This is a genomic window from Streptomyces sp. BBFR2, assembly GCF_044497305.1.
GTDB lineage: Bacteria > Actinomycetota > Actinomycetes > Streptomycetales > Streptomycetaceae > Streptomyces.
This window is the reverse complement of sequence record NZ_CP172415.1, coordinates 3260864-3278958: the sequence shown is the minus strand read 5'-3', so window position 1 is coordinate 3278958 and position 18095 is coordinate 3260864. Positions and strand designations below refer to the sequence as shown.

The 18095-nt window shown below is 66.2% G+C and carries 18 protein-coding genes and 1 tRNA gene; 12 read left to right on the top strand and 7 right to left on the bottom strand.

The genetic code is table 11. The features are described 5' to 3' along the window. Nucleotides 1–398 precede the first annotated feature (398 nt). Entirely contained in the window at nt 399–1187 is a 789-nt protein-coding gene (locus ACGH2B_RS12900; protein ID WP_399088169.1) for a GntR family transcriptional regulator, read from the top strand. 2 nt (nt 1188–1189) lie between these two features. Further along, a complete protein-coding gene (locus tag ACGH2B_RS12895; RefSeq protein ID WP_399096971.1) occupies nt 1190–1945 on the top strand; it encodes a glycosyltransferase family 2 protein in 756 nt (251 codons plus the stop codon). 124 nt (nt 1946–2069) lie between these two features. Here the strand turns inward: ACGH2B_RS12895 and ACGH2B_RS12890 are convergent, their stop codons facing one another. From ACGH2B_RS12890 to ACGH2B_RS12875, 4 genes are all read right to left on the bottom strand, one after another. Beyond that, complete coding sequence (locus tag ACGH2B_RS12890) at nt 2070–2660, bottom strand: hypothetical protein (RefSeq protein WP_399088167.1); 591 nt, start codon at nt 2658–2660, stop codon at nt 2070–2072. A 162-nt stretch (nt 2661–2822) separates the two neighbouring features. Continuing rightward, complete coding sequence (locus ACGH2B_RS12885) at nt 2823–4436, bottom strand: Hsp70 family protein (RefSeq protein WP_399088165.1); 1614 nt, start codon at nt 4434–4436, stop codon at nt 2823–2825. 1044 nt (nt 4437–5480) lie between these two features. Continuing rightward, nucleotides 5481–6404: an FkbM family methyltransferase gene (locus ACGH2B_RS12880; RefSeq protein WP_399088163.1), complete on the bottom strand. Its 924-nt coding sequence runs from the start codon at nt 6402–6404 to the stop codon at nt 5481–5483. A gap of 45 nt (nt 6405–6449) precedes the next feature. Then, nucleotides 6450–7208, bottom strand: coding sequence for a GntR family transcriptional regulator (locus tag ACGH2B_RS12875; RefSeq protein ID WP_399088161.1), 759 nt, complete (start codon nt 7206–7208; stop codon nt 6450–6452). Between the two features lie 75 nt (nt 7209–7283). Here ACGH2B_RS12875 and ACGH2B_RS12870 point away from each other — a divergent pair, with 75 nt between their 5' ends. Then, complete coding sequence (locus ACGH2B_RS12870; RefSeq protein WP_399088159.1) at nt 7284–7553, top strand: hypothetical protein; 270 nt, start codon at nt 7284–7286, stop codon at nt 7551–7553. An 84-nt stretch (nt 7554–7637) separates the two neighbouring features. After that, entirely contained in the window at nt 7638–8423 is a 786-nt protein-coding gene (locus ACGH2B_RS12865) for a GntR family transcriptional regulator (RefSeq protein ID WP_399088157.1), read from the top strand. A gap of 64 nt (nt 8424–8487) precedes the next feature. Here ACGH2B_RS12865 and ACGH2B_RS12860 read toward each other — a convergent pair whose 3' ends face one another. Then, nucleotides 8488–9702: an amidohydrolase family protein gene (locus ACGH2B_RS12860; RefSeq protein ID WP_399088155.1), complete on the bottom strand. Its 1215-nt coding sequence runs from the start codon at nt 9700–9702 to the stop codon at nt 8488–8490. Nucleotides 9703–10041: 339 nt separating this feature from the next. Between ACGH2B_RS12860 and ACGH2B_RS12855 the strand changes: the two genes are divergently transcribed. The 3 genes from ACGH2B_RS12855 (at nt 10042) to ACGH2B_RS12845 (ending at nt 11503) form a co-directional block, all read left to right on the top strand. After that, complete coding sequence (locus ACGH2B_RS12855) at nt 10042–10335, top strand: hypothetical protein (RefSeq protein WP_399088153.1); 294 nt, start codon at nt 10042–10044, stop codon at nt 10333–10335. A gap of 11 nt (nt 10336–10346) precedes the next feature. After that, a complete protein-coding gene (locus tag ACGH2B_RS12850; RefSeq protein WP_399088151.1) occupies nt 10347–10691 on the top strand; it encodes a hypothetical protein in 345 nt (114 codons plus the stop codon). 245 nt (nt 10692–10936) lie between these two features. Further along, nucleotides 10937–11503, top strand: coding sequence for a hypothetical protein (locus tag ACGH2B_RS12845; RefSeq protein WP_399088149.1), 567 nt, complete (start codon nt 10937–10939; stop codon nt 11501–11503). Nucleotides 11504–11573: 70 nt separating this feature from the next. On the opposite strand, the gene ACGH2B_RS12840 is transcribed toward ACGH2B_RS12845, so the two are convergent. Further along, complete coding sequence (locus ACGH2B_RS12840; RefSeq protein WP_399088148.1) at nt 11574–12425, bottom strand: hypothetical protein; 852 nt, start codon at nt 12423–12425, stop codon at nt 11574–11576. Between the two features lie 609 nt (nt 12426–13034). Between ACGH2B_RS12840 and ACGH2B_RS12835 the strand changes: the two genes are divergently transcribed. Next, nucleotides 13035–13158: transfer RNA gene (locus ACGH2B_RS12835), tRNA-Ser, on the top strand. A gap of 789 nt (nt 13159–13947) precedes the next feature. Here the strand turns inward: ACGH2B_RS12835 and ACGH2B_RS12830 are convergent. After that, nucleotides 13948–14304: a hypothetical protein gene (locus ACGH2B_RS12830; RefSeq protein WP_399088146.1), complete on the bottom strand. Its 357-nt coding sequence runs from the start codon at nt 14302–14304 to the stop codon at nt 13948–13950. 834 nt (nt 14305–15138) lie between these two features. Here ACGH2B_RS12830 and ACGH2B_RS12825 point away from each other — a divergent pair. The 4 genes from ACGH2B_RS12825 (at nt 15139) to ACGH2B_RS12810 (ending at nt 18076) form a co-directional block, all read left to right on the top strand. Next, nucleotides 15139–16101 carry an alpha/beta hydrolase gene (locus ACGH2B_RS12825; protein WP_399096968.1) on the top strand — a complete coding sequence of 321 codons (963 nt, stop codon included), beginning with the start codon at nt 15139–15141 and terminating at the stop codon, nt 16099–16101. A 246-nt stretch (nt 16102–16347) separates the two neighbouring features. Next, nucleotides 16348–16959, top strand: coding sequence for a DUF6461 domain-containing protein (locus ACGH2B_RS12820; protein WP_399088144.1), 612 nt, complete (start codon nt 16348–16350; stop codon nt 16957–16959). A gap of 222 nt (nt 16960–17181) precedes the next feature. Continuing rightward, nucleotides 17182–17652 carry a helix-turn-helix transcriptional regulator gene (locus ACGH2B_RS12815; RefSeq protein WP_399088142.1) on the top strand — a complete coding sequence of 157 codons (471 nt, stop codon included), beginning with the start codon at nt 17182–17184 and terminating at the stop codon, nt 17650–17652. Nucleotides 17653–17662: 10 nt separating this feature from the next. After that, nucleotides 17663–18076, top strand: a complete 414-nt coding sequence (locus ACGH2B_RS12810; RefSeq protein ID WP_399088140.1) for a VOC family protein — start codon at nt 17663–17665, stop codon at nt 18074–18076. The last annotated feature ends 19 nt before the right edge of the window (nt 18077–18095 follow it).

The window sequence follows — 18095 nt, the reverse complement described above, 5'->3', positions numbered from 1 at the left end:
GCGGTGAGCGCGCCGTAGGCCCCTGTGGGACCGGCGCGGAAACCGCTCGTCGAAGACGAGTGGTCATGGCCGCCGGTGCCGCCGGAAAGCGACGGCACCGGGGCTAAAACCACTGGTCAGTGCACGGTCTGCTTGCCAGGCGCCGTGCGATTCAGTTCTCAAGGAACAGCCGGTTCCCGTCGCTCCCTCGGCGTGCGACCACAGTCGCCTTCCTCGGTTTTCGGCAGGCTCGACCGGACAAGAGTCATGAAGACCTCTTGTCCTCAACTCCTCTTTAGGAGTCGATGTGATGAAGGTAGGGGGCTCGCCCGCCGTCGTCAACTCCTCTTGAGGACTTATGCTGAGGCTGTCCGGCGAGACGGACGGAACGGCACCCGAGACGGACAGCGAGCGGACCCATGGCCAAGAAGTACGAGCGGATCGCCGAGGCGCTGCGCCAGGACATCCGCGCAGGCCAGCTCCGGCCGGGCGAGAAGCTGCCGGCGGAGACCAAGCTCGCCGAGCAGTACCGGACCAGCGTGCCGACGATGCGCGACGCGCTCCGCGAGCTGCATGCCGAAGGACTGATCGACAAGCGCCACGGCATCGGCAACTTCGTCCGCAAACCGCGGCCGAGGGTGGAGCGGAACAACGAGCGCCACCAGTGGGAGAAGGACCGCGCGCGCCTCGTCCAGGCGGAGCGCGAGAAGACCGGCTCCACCGAGCACGACACCGGCCTCACCGTCTCCGACCTCGCCTTCAAGGCCGACTTCCGGGAGGTGCCGGCCAACGAAGACCTGGCGGCCGTCTTCTCCGTCCCGGAGGGCACGCTTCTGCTGGAGCGGAACTACCGCACCTTCCCCCGCGAAGGCGACGCCCCGTTCAGCCTCGTCACCTCCTACCTCGTTCACGAGGTCGTCTCGGCGAACCCAGATCTCCTCGATGAGTCCAACGAACCGTGGGCAGGCGGCACGCAGAACCAGCTGCTGACCCTCGGCATCGAACTGGACCACATCGAGGAACGCATCATGGCCCGGCCTCCGACAGCAGAGGAGGCCGAGGAACTCGGCCTCCAGAAGGGCGTCTCCGTGTTCCAACTCCGCAAGATCTCGACCGACACCACCGACCGGGTGGTGGAGGTCTCCGACGTCATCCTGCCCGGCGACCGCACCGAGATGGTCTTCACGACGACCCTGGCCCGGTGGTGACGATGACGAACGTGATCACGGTGATGACGGCGGTCCACCCGCCGGCCGCCCAGTACCTCGCCGATGCCTACAAGTCGATGCTGGAGCAGGAGCTTCCGGACGGCTGGGACTGGCAGTGGGTGATCCAGGAGGACGGCGAGACGGACGAGGTCCGCCCGCACGTGCCCGACGACCCGCGCATCAGCTTCGGCCAGGGCCGCCACGGCCGCGCCGCGATGGCCCGCACTCTCGCGCTCTCCCGGGCGAAGGGCGAGTACATCCGCGTCCTGGACGCCGACGACATGCTGACGCCCGGCTCCCTGGCCCGTGACCTGAAGGCCCTCACCGCTGACCCGGCGATCGGCTGGGCCACGTCCCGCGTCCTCGACCTGATGCCGGATGGCTCCACCGTCGGCTTCGACCAGGACCCGCCCGAGGGCATCATCGAGCGCGGCGCCGTCCTGGAGCACTGGGAGGAGCACAACTTCCGCGCGCAGGTTCACCCGGCGGCTCTGTGCATCCGCCGGGATCTGCTGCTGGCCCTCGGCGGCTGGATGGCCCTGCCCGCCTCCGAGGACACCGGGCTTCTGCTGGCGCTGAGCGCGGTGGCCCGAGGCTGGTTCTCCGCGGAGACCGGGCTCCTCTACCGGAAGTGGCCGGGGCAGGTGACGAGCCAGCCGGCGCACGCTGACGAGCGGGAGCGGGAGGCCCGGTTCGCGGTGGTGCAGGCTCGGGCTCGGGCATTGGCGGCTATGGGGAACTGGCGGTTCGAAGGCTGAGTCGTATATTCAGTGGGAGGCTGTGTCCTGCATGTGCGTCTTGCAGGACACAGCCTTCCGCCTTGGGCGCGTGAATGCACCGTGAACCATATTCCCAAATCAGCCTATCCCGGCTTCCCTCAAATCAGTTGGGGATGGGAATGCTGGTAAAAACCCGCTGTCTGCTATAGATTTGTTCGGCTACGACATAAGCGGGAGAAATTACAAATTGACCTGGAAGGGTGCGTTCACACGATGGCCACGCTTCCTGCCACTCCTCGTCGATAAGTTGACCAGGGACGATTTCAAAATCCCAGTGGCAGGGGAGTCCTGTTTGAGCGGATCGTCGCCTTAGGTTGAGTGCAGCTTCGCATAGCCGTGCGGTCTGTGGTGCCAGCTGGTCAAGTCGGCCTCGACCCAGTACAGCCAGAACTGTTTCTCCGTCTGGTTTGCCAGGTCCGAAGAGCACCATACAGATCCGGCTCATTAGCCACAGTGTCGGAGGCACACCGTTGGGAAATTCGCCATGGGCTACGCCTGCTGTAGCCCTCGCTAGCCCCTGGACCTTCTGCTCCACGAGTACGTCATACTCGCGTGCGATGACGTGGTGGGCGCTGTGGCTATTTGAAGCAATGTCGCCGCGCCCTTGGGTCTGACTTGCCATGAAGGAGTCCAGTTGTTTTTCCAGACGTGATAGGCGGCTCTCTTGCGCTTTATACGCCTGTTGCAGAACCATATGATCCCGCTCCAGGAGGGTCAGCCGGCGTGCTCCCTCATCGAGTTCAAGGTCGAGGCGGCGGGTTTGTGTCGGAGAGGGCAGGTGTTCTCGGTGGCTGAAGTTTGAGGGCACGCGAGAGGGTGTGTTGTCGTCGTAGTATGACACCATCAACCTTGATGTTTAGTAGTCAGTGCGGAATCGGAGGGTAGTGGACGCCTCTTCGCCGCTCTTCTGTACTACGGCGCGTGCCTTGATCTCAGTCTCCCCAAAGCGCATGTAAAGGGCGACGCCGCGGTCTTTGAGCGCGAATGCCATCACCTTTTTTAGGTCGATCGTGATTTCTCCGAGATGTTCGCAGCCAGCGTCGGTAACATAGCGTGGATTAGGCTCAGTGGAGGAGTAGAGGCCGAAAGTCAGTTTCCTTGATGTGCCCTCTAGGGGGACATAGACGTGGTATGCCTCCTGATCTGTATCCACCAGGTCGCCACGTGTCACGAGTTTGGAGAAGCGCTTTTTGCAGTGCTTTTCTCCGGTGCTCAGGGTGAAGCTGTACTTTTCTGGGTCAACGTTTTCCTCGAACTCAGGTGAGTACTGAGTCCCGTAGGTCAGTCGGCTGCGGCGGGCACGGGTATGAGGTTCGTAAGCGAAGTGGGCAGCCCCATATAGGACTGCGGCGCCAGGATCAGGCGGAACGAGTACTTGAGCCCGATCTTTGAGATGAGTTTTGACTGCGTGTTGCAGGAGAGGGGATGCACCAAACCCACCTACCAGAATGACGACGGGTTCACGGCTACCGGGGCCTACACTATTCTCGATCTCTTTGAACTGCTCGTCGATGAGGTCGAGGATGTCAGGTACGACATTGTCGAAGAGCTTACGTGCTTCATCAGCGGTCACGACGATGGCATCAGTAACACCATTTTGCTTTCGGGACAAACGCTTGCGAACAGTAGCTCCGATGCGACGGTCGATCGCCGTAGGCAGAGTTAGATAGATCGGGTCGCTTTCCTCGGGGCCAAAGTGGAGTTTCGCCCGCTCCCACGCCTCGGTTAGGTCTAGGAGAGCATCGGGGTGCTCCGACGCGAGATCCTGCAAGATTTCCAGCTTGCCGAAGCGGTCCAGTAGGTGCTCGTCGCGGAAGGCACGGTTGATCTCCTCTGAGCCGTGAGGACCTCCGATCGGCAGACCAATCTCCACCATTCGGCCGTCTGCGCCGTTCTCATATGCAGTGAGGTCAACGGTGCCGCCTCCACAATCCACGACAATGAACCGGCAGCCGGGCTCCATGAGGCTTGCGTCATCGTCGAGGTTGCCGACGGTCAAATTGACGCCGCTGACGCGTGCGTAGTGAGCAGCAGCCTCCGGCTCCAGAGCGAGGATTAGGCGCCCGTCCTCGGCGGGAATACCTGCCTTGGTGGCGATGTCCCGCATAGTTTGTTTCTGCTCATCGCTCCAAATGGCAGGCACGGTGAGGCACCATCGGATGTCCTCCCTGCTGTAGCCGCTGGCAGTAACCTGCGAGATGGCAGTGTCGTACAAGTGCCTAAGGTAGGCGGTAATCAATTCCTCGGCGTTTTTCCGGCGAGAGCCTGACAGAGTGACCCTGCAATCACCGCTTTCCGCGGACTCAACTTGGTCAGCTTCGGGCTGTTTTCCCTCGGGCTCGTCGTCTTCTTCATCTTCTTCTTCGTACTCCTCTTCTTCTTCCTCGTCATCCAGATCTTCAGCGTCGTCGCCGTTCGGGCTTCCCTGCCTTCCCCCCGTTGCCATACGATCTGCCACGGCCTGTTCCATGAGCCCCATTTTGAAACCGCTGTAGTACCGGGGGCCATCGCACCCATGCGGGTGGCTTAGTGCTCGTCTGCGTGCGTCATACCCCCAGGCAGTTACCTCGTACTCTGCATCGACCAACAACGCTGAGAGATTTTTTACTGAGGCAACTGGCTGTCCTGGCCAGGAGTTGAAGAAATTGATCCGTCGCTCCGCGGGATCATCATTCCTCCCGCCGAAAGTGCACCACGAGATTCCTGACCCATGTGTGCCGAAATCGATCCCTACAACGACCTTTGGTGCAGCCATTCAGTACCTTCCGTTGGACTGGGAGGGAGTGTCGATGTCCAGCCCGAACGATCATGTATGTTTCCCATTCCAGGCAAGCTGGAAGGCCCAGAAATCCTGATTTGCCACCCGCAGAGAGTAAATGTATTACGAGAGAAATTCCGATTGTATGTGAAATGTGCGCAAACTTGAACATGTGCAGCTTTGAACACCCAGGATTGAGGGCTTAGTGCCAAACCCTGAACCGATGGACATGGTCCCGCCTGAGGAGTTCTCCACATCCTCTAACCTGAGTCCGTCGCGGGCCCCCTCTGGCGCGCAGATGGAAGAAGGCATCAGTGAAGGGCTTGAGCGTGAACTGCTCACCTATGGCAGATACATGCGTTCTCGCGATGATTTGATCCGCAAAGCTAAATCTGCGGGATTCACTGAAGTTCGCATCGCACAGCTAACCGGTCACTCGCGCAATACAGTGCGGAGTGTCCTCAAATGAATTCCCAGAGGGTGTTTGGGTTTCCGGAAAGCGAGTGACAGGGTGCGTCTTCACGCTTAGCCAAACCTCCGTGCTGGTGGCGAGGCGTGCTGGGACTTTCGAACCTAGAGCTTTGGGGAAGGTGGTTGCATGGGAGTCAGTTACGCGCGGGGGAACCCGTCATTCGAATCGAAGGTGTAGGGAGGGATGGGGTCGTGTCTAGCCTAGTTTCTTGGCGAGTTGATGGGGAGGCCGCGGAAATTGCAACCAGATCCCGATGCTGGCCCTCTGGGCAAAAGTTCGGAGAGTCACTGCAACTCGCCAGAATCCACCCGCGAGAACACAAACTCGCTTTCCTCCACGACCGGCCCCCGCCATCGAACCGGTGCCTGGGCTCCCCGGCGCAGCGCCGCCGGATAGCTTTCCACCGCGTAGTCGTTGGCCATCCGGTACACGTGGAACCCCCGGCTGGTGAAGGTCTCCAGAAGCTCCTCCACGGAGAACCCCAGCCCCGCCATCCGCTGCGGCGTGACCTCCACGGCCAACTCGACATCAGGCCGAAGCCGGTCCAGGATCGGCTCCAGGCTCCGGACCACCGCGCCCTCTGCCCCCTCGACGTCGATCTTGATGACGCGGGCGCGGGCCACCTCGTCCGACGTCAGCACATCGGTCAGCAGCCAGGCCCGCGCCTCGAACGTCGACTCCGCCTCACCCGCGTACGGCACGATGCTGTTCGCCCCCATGTTGTGCGAGCTGGCAAGCGTGAACGTCAGGGTCTCCTCGCGGTCGGAGATCGCTGCGTTCACGGCACGCAGGTTGCCGCAGCGGTTGGCCGCGGCGTTCGCTGCCAAGACCTTATGGAACGTCGGCGACGCCTCGATGGCCACGACGTTCCCGCTCTCGCCGACGAGGTGGGATGCGAGCAGGCTGTAGTAGCCGATGTTGGCGCCGACGTCCACGAAGGTGTCGCCGGGCTTGAGCCGGCTGGCGAGCCAGCCCGTGAGGTTCGGCTCCCAGGTGCCGAAGAGGTAGAGGTAGCGCTGGATGAGGTCCTGGGTGTCCACCGCGATGGTGGCGCCGAAGCGGGTGCGGGCGCGGCGCCGCACCGGGTGGTCGCGCAGCTCGGCGTTGAGGAAGCCGTCGAGGATCGCGGTCTTGCCGAGGGTGCCCGGCGCGTGGCGGACGTACCAGCGGGCGAGGGCTCGCTTGATCCGCGGGCGTGCGGCGGTCATCCCAACTCCCATACGTCGGACGGGGTGTGGCGTGGCGTTGCGGACCTACACGCGATCGATGGGGATCTCGTAGACGATCTCGCTGTGTGCGGCGGGGATGACGATGTCGGCGGTCTCCGCCGGCCGCCCGTCCTCCGTCATGTAGGTCCGCTGGATGTGCGTGACCAGGGAGTTCTTCGTGATGCCGAGGAGGTGGGCTTCGTGGGCGGTGGCCTTGCGGGGCTCCGGCTGCTCGACCACGTGCGTGATCACGACACCGATCTCCGCCATCCGCTCGACGACGCCCCGGCCGGCGTGCGGACCACCCTCGGGCAGGACGACGATGGTGCCGCCGGTGATGCTGTACGGCTCCCAACTCGTGGACAGCTGTACCGGCTTACCGTTCGCCAGGAACTCGTACTCCGTACGCACGCACGGTTCGCCCTCGCTGATGCCGAGGCGTGCGGCGATGTCCGCCGGCGCCGGAACCTTCGCTTCGGTGCGGTGTTCCCAGGTGCCGCGCTTGCCGACGCCCGCCATGTCGGCGCGGAAGGGCGAGCCGCCGCGCTGATCGCGGCACCACGACCGGACCATACGGAGGCGTTCGCGCGGCTCCGCGACGTACGTGCCTGATCCCGCGCGGCCTTCGAGGAGGCCCTGCGCGATGAGGAGTTCCTGCGCGCGGCGTACGACGTTCTCGCCGACCTGGTAGTCGGCGCCGATCTCGGAGCGGGACGGCAGCCGGTCCCCGGGCGACCACTCGCCGGTGGTGATGCGCTGCCGGAGGCGGTCGGCGACGACGAGGTAAGGCGGCTGCTCAGGCATATAGCAAATCTAGTCCACTAGCCTTAAGCTAGTTCACTAACTTTACTCTGAGTATCAGTCTATGGCGGAGGGCCCGTGCCTGCACCTGCTTCCCGAGCGCAGGACATCGCGGCGCGGCTCAAGGCGGCCGCGTACGAACCCCGGATGAACCGGCGCAACGGCCGCATCCGCATCGAGGTCAGCGTGCCGGAATCCCCGTCCGAGACGAGGTGGCGCGCGCTGCTCGCAGCGCTGGAGCGTGCCGACCGCTTCGGGATCGGCGGAGGCGAGGACGGGCTCGTCGCGTGGGCCGTCATCTGGCGGGAGCCGCCGGACCAAGAGCGGGGAGAGCAGAGGCCGCGGTGAACGCATGTCGGAACGGATGGGGAGGGGGCCGGCCCTTGCGGTCGAGCGACGAAGGTACGACTGGAGGAACGGCGGTGCGCGCGGATGGCTAAGCGATACGAGGAGATCGCAGCGGATTTGCGCCGACGGATCCGGAGCGGGGAGTTCGGCACCGAAGGGCGTCTGCCCTCGGAGAGCGCGCTCGTCCGCACGTACAAGGCCGGGACGCCGACCGTGCGCCAGGCCCTCGGGCTCCTCGTCGGCGAGGGGCTGATCGCGAAATACCACGGGCGCGGGACCTTCGTGCGTACGGATGTGCCGCTGATCGAGTACGCCAATGACCGGCCGTCGCAGCTCGCGCCGCGGGAGCGTGGTCGTGGGCGCGGCCGAGGACGTACCGGGCTCGATGCGGATCTCAAGGTCTCGACCACCAGCGGGGAGGTGGTGGCACCGCCGGAGATCGCGGACCTGATGGGCATAGAGGCGGGGACGCCACTCCTGGAGTTCGTCCACCTCGGCCAGCGCCCGCAGGACGAGTACCCGTGCAGCGTCGTGCGGTCCTACCTGCGGTACGACATGGTCGCGGGGGCACCGTGGGGGCCCGAGCTGACTCTCGCCGGCGAAACGCCATGGGGCGATGTCTACCAGCACTGGCTCGCGGCCGTCGGCGTCGAGGCGGACCACGTGGAGGAGCGGCTCACCGCCCGGCCACCCACGGCGGATGAGGCCGCCGAACTCGGGGTCGGCCCCGGCACCTCCGTCCTGTACATCCAGAGGATCGCCCGGGACGCCGAAGGGCGTGCGGTGGAGGTCGCCCACCTGCTGATGCGCGGCGACCGCATCGCGGCGGTATACACGACCCCCATGTCAGGGGCGTCCGCCCGCCACTGACGAGCGCTCCTACCTGCTGTGGCCGCCCCGAACCCTGGTGCGGCCACAGCACGCTTCCGCTGCCCTACTTGTCGAAGTCGAGCCCCAGCATCCGGATCGCGTTGCCCCGGAGCAGCTTGTAGACGACGTCCGGCGGGAGGTCGCCCACGTGCTCCTCGGCGACCCGCTTGGTGTGCGGCCAGGTCGAGTCGACGTGCGGATAGTCCGTCTCGAACGTCGCGTTGTTGACGCCGACCGTCTCGATCGACGCGACGCCGTGCTTGTCGCGGAAGAAGCAGCAGAAGATCTGCCGGTAGTAGTACGTGGACGGCGGGTGCGGGATGAGGTCGCGGACGCCGCCCCAAGCGCGGTGCTCCTCCCAGACGTCGTCCGCGCGCTCCAGGGCGTACGGCACCCAACCCATCTGCCCTTCGGCGTAGGCGAGTTTGAGCTTCGGGAAACGCACCAGCACGCCGCTGAACAGGAAGTCCATCATCGACGCCATGGCGTTGTTGAAGCTGAGCGACGCCTCCACCGCCGGCGGCGCGTCCGGGGACGCGGCGGGCATCTGCGAGGACGAGCCGATGTGCATGCAGACGACGGTCTCCGTCTCCTCGCACGCGGCAAAGAACGGGTCCCAATAGCCGGAGTGGATCGACGGGAGGCCGAGGTACGTCGGGATCTCGCTGAAGGTCACGGCCCGTACGCCACGGGCAGCATTCCTCCGGATTTCGGCGACGGCGAGGTTCACGTCCCACAGCGGGATCAGGCAGAGCGGGATCAGCCGCCCGCCGCTGTCGCCGCACCACTCCTCCACCATCCAGTCGTTGTACGCCCGTACGCACGCGAGCCCCACTTCGAGGTCGTCGGCCTCGGCGAAGGTCTGGCCGCAGAAGCGCGGGAAGGTCGGGAAGCAGAGCGACGCCTCGACGTGGTTGAGGTCCATGTCCGCCAGCCGCGCCTTCGGGTCCCAGCAGCCCTTGCGCATCTGCTCCCGGGTGATGCCGTCCAGCGTCATCTCGTCGCGGGAGAAGCCGACGGCGGCGATGATCCGCTTGTACGGGAAGAGGTTCCCCTCGTACTCCCACCAGTCGGTCATCTGGCCGTTGGGGTCCGTGGTGAACCGGTACTTGCTCGCGACGCGCTCCAGGCCGCCGATGCCCGCGGTGAGGGGCTTCGGCCCGCGGTCCCGGTACTTCGCCGGCAGCCAGGTCTCGAAGAGGTGCGCGGGCTCGATGACGTGGTCGTCCACGCTGATGATCTTCGGAATCTCGGTCGTGCCGCTTGCCTCGCTGGTCATGGAGCCCTCCCGAAGGTGCCGGACACCTCGATCTGACGATGCGTCAGATGGAGGGTATAGACCCACCCTTCAAGCAACAAGGCGGTGCCGGACTTTCCCTCGTCGGCGTGGGTGCGCGCCCGAAGGTGTGGCGAACCTTCCGCCTTCCGCCTAAGCTAGTTAACTAGATTTACGTCAGGTAATCACGCCTGGTGAATCCGTGCGCCCGCGTGCGTAAAAGGGCCTGGTGAGCCTGCTCTTCCTCGCCACGGGCCCCGCCGTGAGGCGCTCCGTACGCCGGAACAACTGCCCCTTTCGCGATCGGTCCGGGGCATCGCCAACCTGAGAAAGCAGGTCGTCATGGCACACAGCATCGCCCGCTACCTCGTTCCGCCCCTCCGCCGACTGCTCCCGGCACGGGGGCGCCACCGACATGCGCAGGGGAGTTGGCCGTCCTCTCGCACCGCCCAGAAGCGGCGCACACTCCTCGTCAGCCCGCCGCCCCGCCACGAAGCCGGGCACCTCCGCGACATCGACCTCGTCCGCCCGTACGTCCTCGCCCACGAGCAGCGGCAGACGGAGAACGGCCACGGGGCGGCGCGCTCCGCAGTGGTCTGCCTCCCGCACTCCTCCGGCAAGGGGGTGCGCGCATGACCCGGACGCCGATGCCACGCCTGCTCCCCTGGACGGGGGAGAACGGTCAGCCGTGTCACCTGAGCACGGACGACGACGCCGGCTTCATGTGGCGCCTGGCGGACAACACGGAAGCCGTGCAACTCGGCATGGCCGCCGGAGCCGTCGAGCACGCCCATGAGGTGCTCGGCGTGGAACACGCATCACGGGAAGAGCTGCACTACCTGGCGGGCTGCCTGGTCGAAGCCCTGACGAACGTCCTCCGGATCGCCGACAGCCGAGGGCAGCGCCTGGGGTGGCCGACGCCTCCGGTGGAAGGCAAGACCGGTGGCGAGGAGGGAGAGGGGCCGACGCTCCCGGCTGACGCCTTCGGCTGAGGGGCTGCCGGGCCGGGTGCCCTGATCGGGCGGTGAGGACTCGCTGATCGTGGTGGTCTGCGCCCCAAACCACCAGCTCAACCCGGGAAAGCCCGGCTCGCGTACGACGTCGTACGCGAGCCGGGCTTCCGTGCGTTCGCGAGCGCCAGGTGTCGCCTCGATCCAGCCACGGACGGAAGGCGGCGAAGCCCGGACTTTAAGATGACCGCCAAGTCATCAACATGAGTCTCGGCTCGGGGGAGCACATGGCTGCCGGCGAACAACTGGTCACGATCGGCGCGGTATTGCTCGGCGCCCTCACGTCGTACGTGGGCAACTACCTGTCGGACCGAAGCCGGACACGGTACGAGCTGCTGACGCGCTGGGACGACCGCAAGCTCTCCGCGTACGAGGACTACGTGGACCGCATGCGGACCGTCATCTTCCTGGCCGTCCGGATCTACGAGGACAACGAAGGCATCCGCGCAGCGGACAAGCCCCAGCAGGAGCTGCTCGCCGAACACGCGGAAGCATCCCGCCTCCGCGGCCGGTCCTTCGAACGCATCATGTTGCTCGGCGCCGACGACGTCATGGAAGCGGCCCACGACCTGAACGCCATCGCCCTGGAAATCGACTGGCAGGCGACGGGCAAGATCACCGGCACCCTGGAGGAGTGGCGCGACCGGCATCGGGCCGTGTTCCGGGCGATCAACACCTTCCACGATGCGGCGCGCACGGATCTTGGGGTGCAGGGCAGCACTTCCGGTGAGAAGCATCCGGAGCGGGATCTGTTGCTGCCGCCGGCGCGGTCGGGGTCCGGGGACGTCCAGTAACTGTTACGGCTCGCGTTCCGCGTTCAACCGGATCGCCCTCTCGCATGCGGCACCTAGCGGGGAGGGGGGATCAGAAACCTAGCGCGCTTCTGATCCCCTCAGCCAATGCAAGTGCTGAACTTCCTGCAGCTAGTCCCGCAGTGATATTGGTAAGAGCAGTTCCGATTCTTCCGCGATCGGGACTGGTTCCTTCTTCCTGCGCTCGCCTTAGTTCGCTGTGTACCACTGTGGCGTAGGCGAGCAAAGGCGGGGCTTCATCGAGCACCATCCGCACGAGTTCGGTGGCTTGCTCAAGCGGAATCTGCTTAGGTCCATTGTCGTTAAAGGTTTGGGATCCGAGATTGACTCCACCTTGTTGAAGGTTGTTGATCTTTGCGCCGCGGAAGTCGTATGACATTGCTTCCTCTCGGTCCTTGCCTGGGATCCTTTGCCCGCGCAGACGCCTGAGGGTATCAAGATAGACGTAACCGGCATCAGTTAGGGCCGTCCCGCGGGGGGTGACTTTAAATAGTCCCCACGTATGACCTGCCCGGGCGGCCTCAATTAATTGCTTGTCTTGGCGGGATGAACTGAATGCCAGTTCCCTATATGTAGATCGAGAAATTTCAGATCCGCCGGCAATGAGGATCTTTTTGATCTCGCCTGCTACCAGATTTCGGTTGCATTCCTCAGTGCACGAGTCAGGTGTAATTAGCGGAGGCTGGACTGCCGTGTGACTGTCAAGGAAGAAGGCTTTTACCTTTCCCGTCCGCGAGGCCAAGAGTGCCTGACCGCTGCCACCTAGACGCGAGTAGTCGACGAACTTCGCTGTGACAACTGGGTGGAAGGCTTCAAAATTGACTATGCTGTTTTTTCCGCGGGTCCTACTCCCAGGTGCCACTTCGATCAAGTTTGCCCCAGGCAGGATATCCTCGGGGTGCATGTAGGTTGCCTGTGAAAGTCGCCCTGGGAGCGGGTAGTGCTGAACTAGGTAAGAATCCTGGAGTGAGGCTGGCCAGTTTCTCCCAGGGGAGAATAATGGTAGGTACTCTGCAAACTCGGGTAGGCGCTGCTTGCGAGATTGCGTATTGCGCTCAGCTCGAGTTCTGCGCCAGTGCCAAGATCTCCTGGAAACCCATTTTTCCCGTGCTGTATCCAAGTGGTGAAGGGAGCAGACCATCTGGTGGAGATCTATCGCTGCAGCATCCTTCACGGCTTTCCTCTGGGCGTGTAGAGGGTTAGTGGATGGCGTTGGCTCGAATGGGATTGTTTCGAAGGTGTGAGGGTGACGCTCAAGACGGCGACGGTGATTCGCGGATCCTGTGTACTGTCCCTTCTGGCTATATGGCCAGAGGTGGACTGGGTGTGTGCAAACGATAGCTGGAGGACGCGGCAGCTATCAGCAGAAAATTGCAACCAGAGAGTGATCGGTTACATGTCTGGGCCCCTGAGCTTGTGGTTTGCCCGCGTTCACGCACAGAACCTGTGCTCACTGCCGTCTTGGACCGGCCAGGGTCTGGGGACTTGCGGCCATCTTCTGGCCAAGACGGGGGGAGTGAGAGTGGGTTCCGCAGCTCCCTGGCAGGTCAGGCCGCATGCCGCGCCGGAAGCCTCAACAGTCTTGAAAACTGTCGTGAGGTGATCCCTCACCGTGGGTTCAAATCCCACAGCCTCCGCGGCTCAGCATTGCTAGAAGGCCCCTGACCTGGGGAAACCGGGTTGGGGGTCTTTCTTCGTCTCCGGTCGCCGGGTGGTGTGGTCCGGCTGTGAGCCGCTGCTCCGTCCGGCATGGATCTGGCGGGTGGAGGGGCTGTCGCGGGTCTGCTCGGGCTTGGTGGTGTCTGGCTCGGTGTCCGGGGTTTCCTGTGTCGGCCAGGGGTGTGGACGAGCTGTGGACGGGGTTCTGGCCGTGCCTGCTTCTCCCGTTGGCCGGTCGATCGGCTTGTTCGGCTGTGCTTGCCGTGGCTCTGTCAGTGGGGTGGGTGGAAGGTCTTCCGTGGGGCCGGGGCGGTGTTGGGGGTAGCTCTTACTGGGGTGTCCGAGTCGTTCTCGTCGTCGGAGCGGGGCGTCAGGGCCCAGGACGGGAGGGCGTGGGCGAGGGGACGCTGCCGAAGAGCATGGAGCTTGCGGGCAGGGCCACGAAAATACGGCGGTGAGCGCCGGTCGTGAGCAGGTGGAGACCTGGGGCGCAGAGTGCGATGGCCAGTAGCACCCTTATGGGCGTCGCGCGTTTTTCTCTGTTCTGCTGTCTGGCCTCGTCGAGTTCCAGGAGCCGGGTCTGGCGTCGGCGCGGGCAGGTAGTTGCGGGCGCCTTGAGGTGCCTTCGGTATTTCCGGGGCGGGTGCCGGGTGCCGGGTGCCGTGGCCGGCTGTTGCCGGCCACGTTTCGCCGCTCCGTCCGGTATGCGGAGGGAATGCTTCGGGCCCGCTCGCTTTCGGTGGTGTGCGGTGTCGTCCCGGGAGGGGTCAGGCCTGGGATTCCAGGAGCCAGCCCACCGGGGCGTTGTCGACGGTGTCGGTGGCGGACTTCTTGGCGCGGCCCAGGCTGATCTTGGTGGTGCCGTTGGCCAGGGAGAAGCCGACGCGTCCGCCGCCTGACGGGACGTCGTAGATGGAGGTGGACCAGGTGGTGCCGTTGTGGAGGGCGACGCGGATGCGGACGTCGGCGAAGTCGGAGCCGAGGGAGAACCACAGGCCCTTCCAGCCGTAGCCGCCGTTGGGCGGGGGGACGGGGATGAGCACGGCGTCCTTGTAGTGGATTCGTGCGCCGTTCTCGTCGGCGGTGAAGCCGTGCGGTACGTAGCCGGTCTGGAAACTGGGCATGGAGGTCCCCTCTTCCGTGAGGTCGTGGCCGATCCCGTACGGGGTCGGTATTACGGTCACGGGCCGGGGGCCGGCCGGTCCACCACGTGGCGGGCGGATCGCTTTCGGTCCGGCCATATCGGCGTGAGGGGGTTTGGCGGGGGAGGCGCCGTCGTGGAGGGCGGTGGGGATGGCCGATGTGGCATCAATTCCCCCGTTGGGCTCTTCAACCGCCTGGGAATGGACGGGGCTTGACGGGAATGAGGTCGCCTGCCTGGGGGACGGGGAGGCGTTGTACTGGACGTGGCGGGTCTCTCGGCGGGTTCTTGGCGGGTTTCCCGATGGGCTTTGACTTTGACCGGGCTGATGTTTCTACGTGGCCTTGGTGTGTCGCTTCGCCGGGATGGGGGCGGGTCTTCCTTGGAATGGCTCCCTTTGCCGTCCTCTCGTGCGAGGAAAACCGCTTTCCGCTTCCGGCGGGGCGTGATCGGCTGCGGCGTGTACGTACCGGAGCGCGGATCCGTGCCCGGGCACGGCCACGGGTCCGGGCACGGCCACGGGTCCGGACTGCTCGTCGTTCGGTGATCCGGAGCTCTGGCTGTCCGCGCGCCCGCGGTCGGTGCGTTCCGCGCCGCCTTCGTGCTCGTCGACGCCTTCGTGCTCCTTGCGGTCCCGTTCGGGGCCGCCGCCCGCGTGCCCGGTACGTGCCGGGTGCGCAGCCCGTACCCGTCCCGAAAGGAAGCCATGAACAACACTCTCCCGGTGCCGGACGACGGCCCGCAGCGGACCCCCGGGACGCCCTCGGGGGCAACGGGGCCGGACGGCGCGGTAACCCCGGAAGATCGCCCGGCCCCCGTGCCGTTCGATCCGGAGGCGGCGGGTGTGCTCGGCGGGCTGGCCGGGCTGCGGGCCGCTGAGCCCGCGTCGCCCGGGGAGGTGCCGCGGTGGCGGGCGCGGCTCGCCGAGGTCGGGCCTGATCCCACGGTGGAGGAGCTGCGGGAGGGCGGCCGGTTCGAGGTGGTGGAGCGGGCGGTTCCGGGGCCGGTGGGGGCGCCGGAGGTGCCGTTGCTGATCACGCGTCCGGTGGGGCTGTCCGAGGGCGCGCCCGTCGTCTACCACCTGCACGGCGGCGGCATGATCAGCGGGACGGGGCGTACGGGGGTGGCCGGCATTCTGCGGGAGTGGGCGGAGCCTCTCGGGCTCGTCGTGGTGTCCGCCGACTACCGGTTGGCGCCGGAGCATCCGTACCCGGCGGGTGTCGAGGACTGTTACGCGGGGCTGGTGTGGGTGGCGCTGCACGCCGCGGAGTTCGGCGGTGATCCGGAGCGGATCGTGGTGGCGGGCGGCAGTGCGGGCGGTGGGCTGGCCGTGGCCGTCGCGCTGATGGCGCGTGATCGGGGCGGGCCGCGTCTCGCCGGGCAGTTGGCGATGTGCCCCATGGTCGACGACCGTGACACCTTCTCCGCCCGGCAGATGGCCGGCCGTGGCCTGTGGGACCGGCGTGCCAACGGGGCCGGGTGGGCGTCGCTGCTCGGTGAGGCCCGGGGGACCGAGCGGATTCCGCCGTACGCGGCGCCCGCCCGCGCCACCGATCTGTCCGGCCTGCCGCCGGCCTACATCGACGTCGGCGCCGCCGAGACCTACCGCGACGAGGCCGTCGCCTACGCGTCCCGTATCTGGCAGGCCGGAGGCGACGCCGAACTCCATGTCTGGTCAGGCGGGTTCCACGGTTTCGATCAGATCGCGCCCGACGCCGCCGTCGCCCGTGACGCCCGCGCGGCCCGTGTCCGCTGGCTGCGCCGCGTCCTCGACCGGTGAACGCACACGGGCCCCGCGCCTCGCACCCGCGCCCCGCTCCGCACCGGCTCCGGGCGCCCGGGGCTTTCCGCGCGGCCGGTCACCGGTCACCGGTCACTCCGGATGCCGTACGGATACGGCGGGCGGGAGGGCGGGGACGTCCGGTGAGCGGGGCGGTGGCGCGGGCCGGGCGGGTGGCCGGCCGGGGGGCGGTGGACGGCTCCGCGAGCGGGGCGGGATGTCAGTGGTGGGTGCGATGCTGCGTTCATGACCGATACGACGACGGCCGCCGACTACGCCTGGCTGCGTGAGCGGTACGAAGAGTTGATGGAGGCGTACTGCGTCACCCTGATCCACGGGCTCGCTCCCCAAGAGGTGCTGCGGGCACTCGGTGCGGAGCCCGCGCCGGGGGTGACGGGGGTCGCGGCGCTGAGCGAGCCGGCGTACGAAGCGGGCGATGAGGACCGGCTGTTCCTGGGGGTCGCCTCGCTCGGTGAGTGGTCGCTGATGGTCGAGTACAACGGCTATCTGGGCGTCACTGACGAGGCCATGCTGCCCCTGTCGCAGGGCCGGACGGTGGTCTCGCACTTCCGCAACGTCAACGCGGTGGACCACTTCTACTGGTACCGGGACGGCGCGATACGGCTGCACTTCGAGCCGCTCTTCGCCCACGATCGCGACGGCACACACCCGGACGAACTCATCGACGCCATGCGGGAGTCGGGGTTCGACCTCAGCGATGCGGACGACCGTGTGATCGACGCCCACACCGAAGCCGCTTTCGCGCTCGCCCATCACCTCACCGGCGTGCGGCTCTCCCCGGAACTCTTCGAGCGGGCGGAGTTCTGCTGCGGATCGGTGCCGATGCCCGGGATCTAGCTCCGCTCCCTGACGGCGTGCTCCGTGCCTGATGGCGTGCCCCGTGCCTGACGGAACGGGCCGGGGCGCCGCCCGGCCGCTGCGGTGATCCGGTGCGCCTCATACGCGGTCCGCGGGCCGGGGAGGCTCCGGGGAGATGCCGGGGCGGCCTCGGCGGTCGGTCCGGCCGCTTCCGGCCCCGGCCCCGGTCGGTTTGTCAGTGCCCCGTGCGACGCTGAATCCATGACGTTGGAGGAGCTCGTGCGGCTGCGGCGGGTGCGGGATCTGGTGGACCGGGAGTACGCCGGGCCCCTGGATGTGCCGGCCCTGGCGCGGGCCGCGCTGATGTCGCCGGGGCACTTCTCGCGGAGTTTCCGGGCCGCCTTCGGGGAGACGCCGTACGGGTACGTCATGACGCGGCGGATCGAGCGGGCGAAGGCGCTGCTGCGGCGGGGGGACCTGTCGGTGACGGAGGTCTGTTTCGCGGTCGGCTGCACCTCGCTCGGCTCGTTCAGCTCGCGCTTCACGGAGCTGGTGGGGGAGAGCCCGAGCGCCTACCGGGCCCGTGACCACACGGCGGGTGAGGCGGTGCCGCCCTGCCTGGCGAAGATCTTCACGCGGCCGGTGCGGGGCGGGCGGGCCGCCGGGGCAGCGGCCGGGGGCGCGGGGAAGCCCGTCACGAATGGAGAAGCGGATGCGCGCGGTGGACCGTAGCGTCGGGCGTATGGACATCACGCTTTCGCAGTGCTTCATCGCCGTCGACGATCATGAGCGGGCGCTCGGTTTCTACCGGGACGTGCTCGGGCTGGAGGTGCGGAACGACGTCGGGTTCGAGGGGATGCGGTGGGTGACGGTCGGGTCGCCGTCGCAGCCGGGGGTGAACATCGTCCTCGAACCGCCGCTCGCCGACCCGAACGCCTCGCCCGCCGACCGGCAGGCCATGGCGGAGCTGCTGGCCAAGGGGCTGCTGCGCGGGGTCATCTTCGCGACCGACGACTGTGACGCCACCTTCGAGCGGATCCGCGCGGCGGGCGGCGAGGTGCTCCAGGAGCCGGTCGACCAGCCGTACGGCGTCCGGGACTGCGCGTTCCGGGATCCGGCGGGGAACATGCTGCGTTTCACCCAGGCGCGGTCGTAGCGGGCGAAGACGCAGGTCG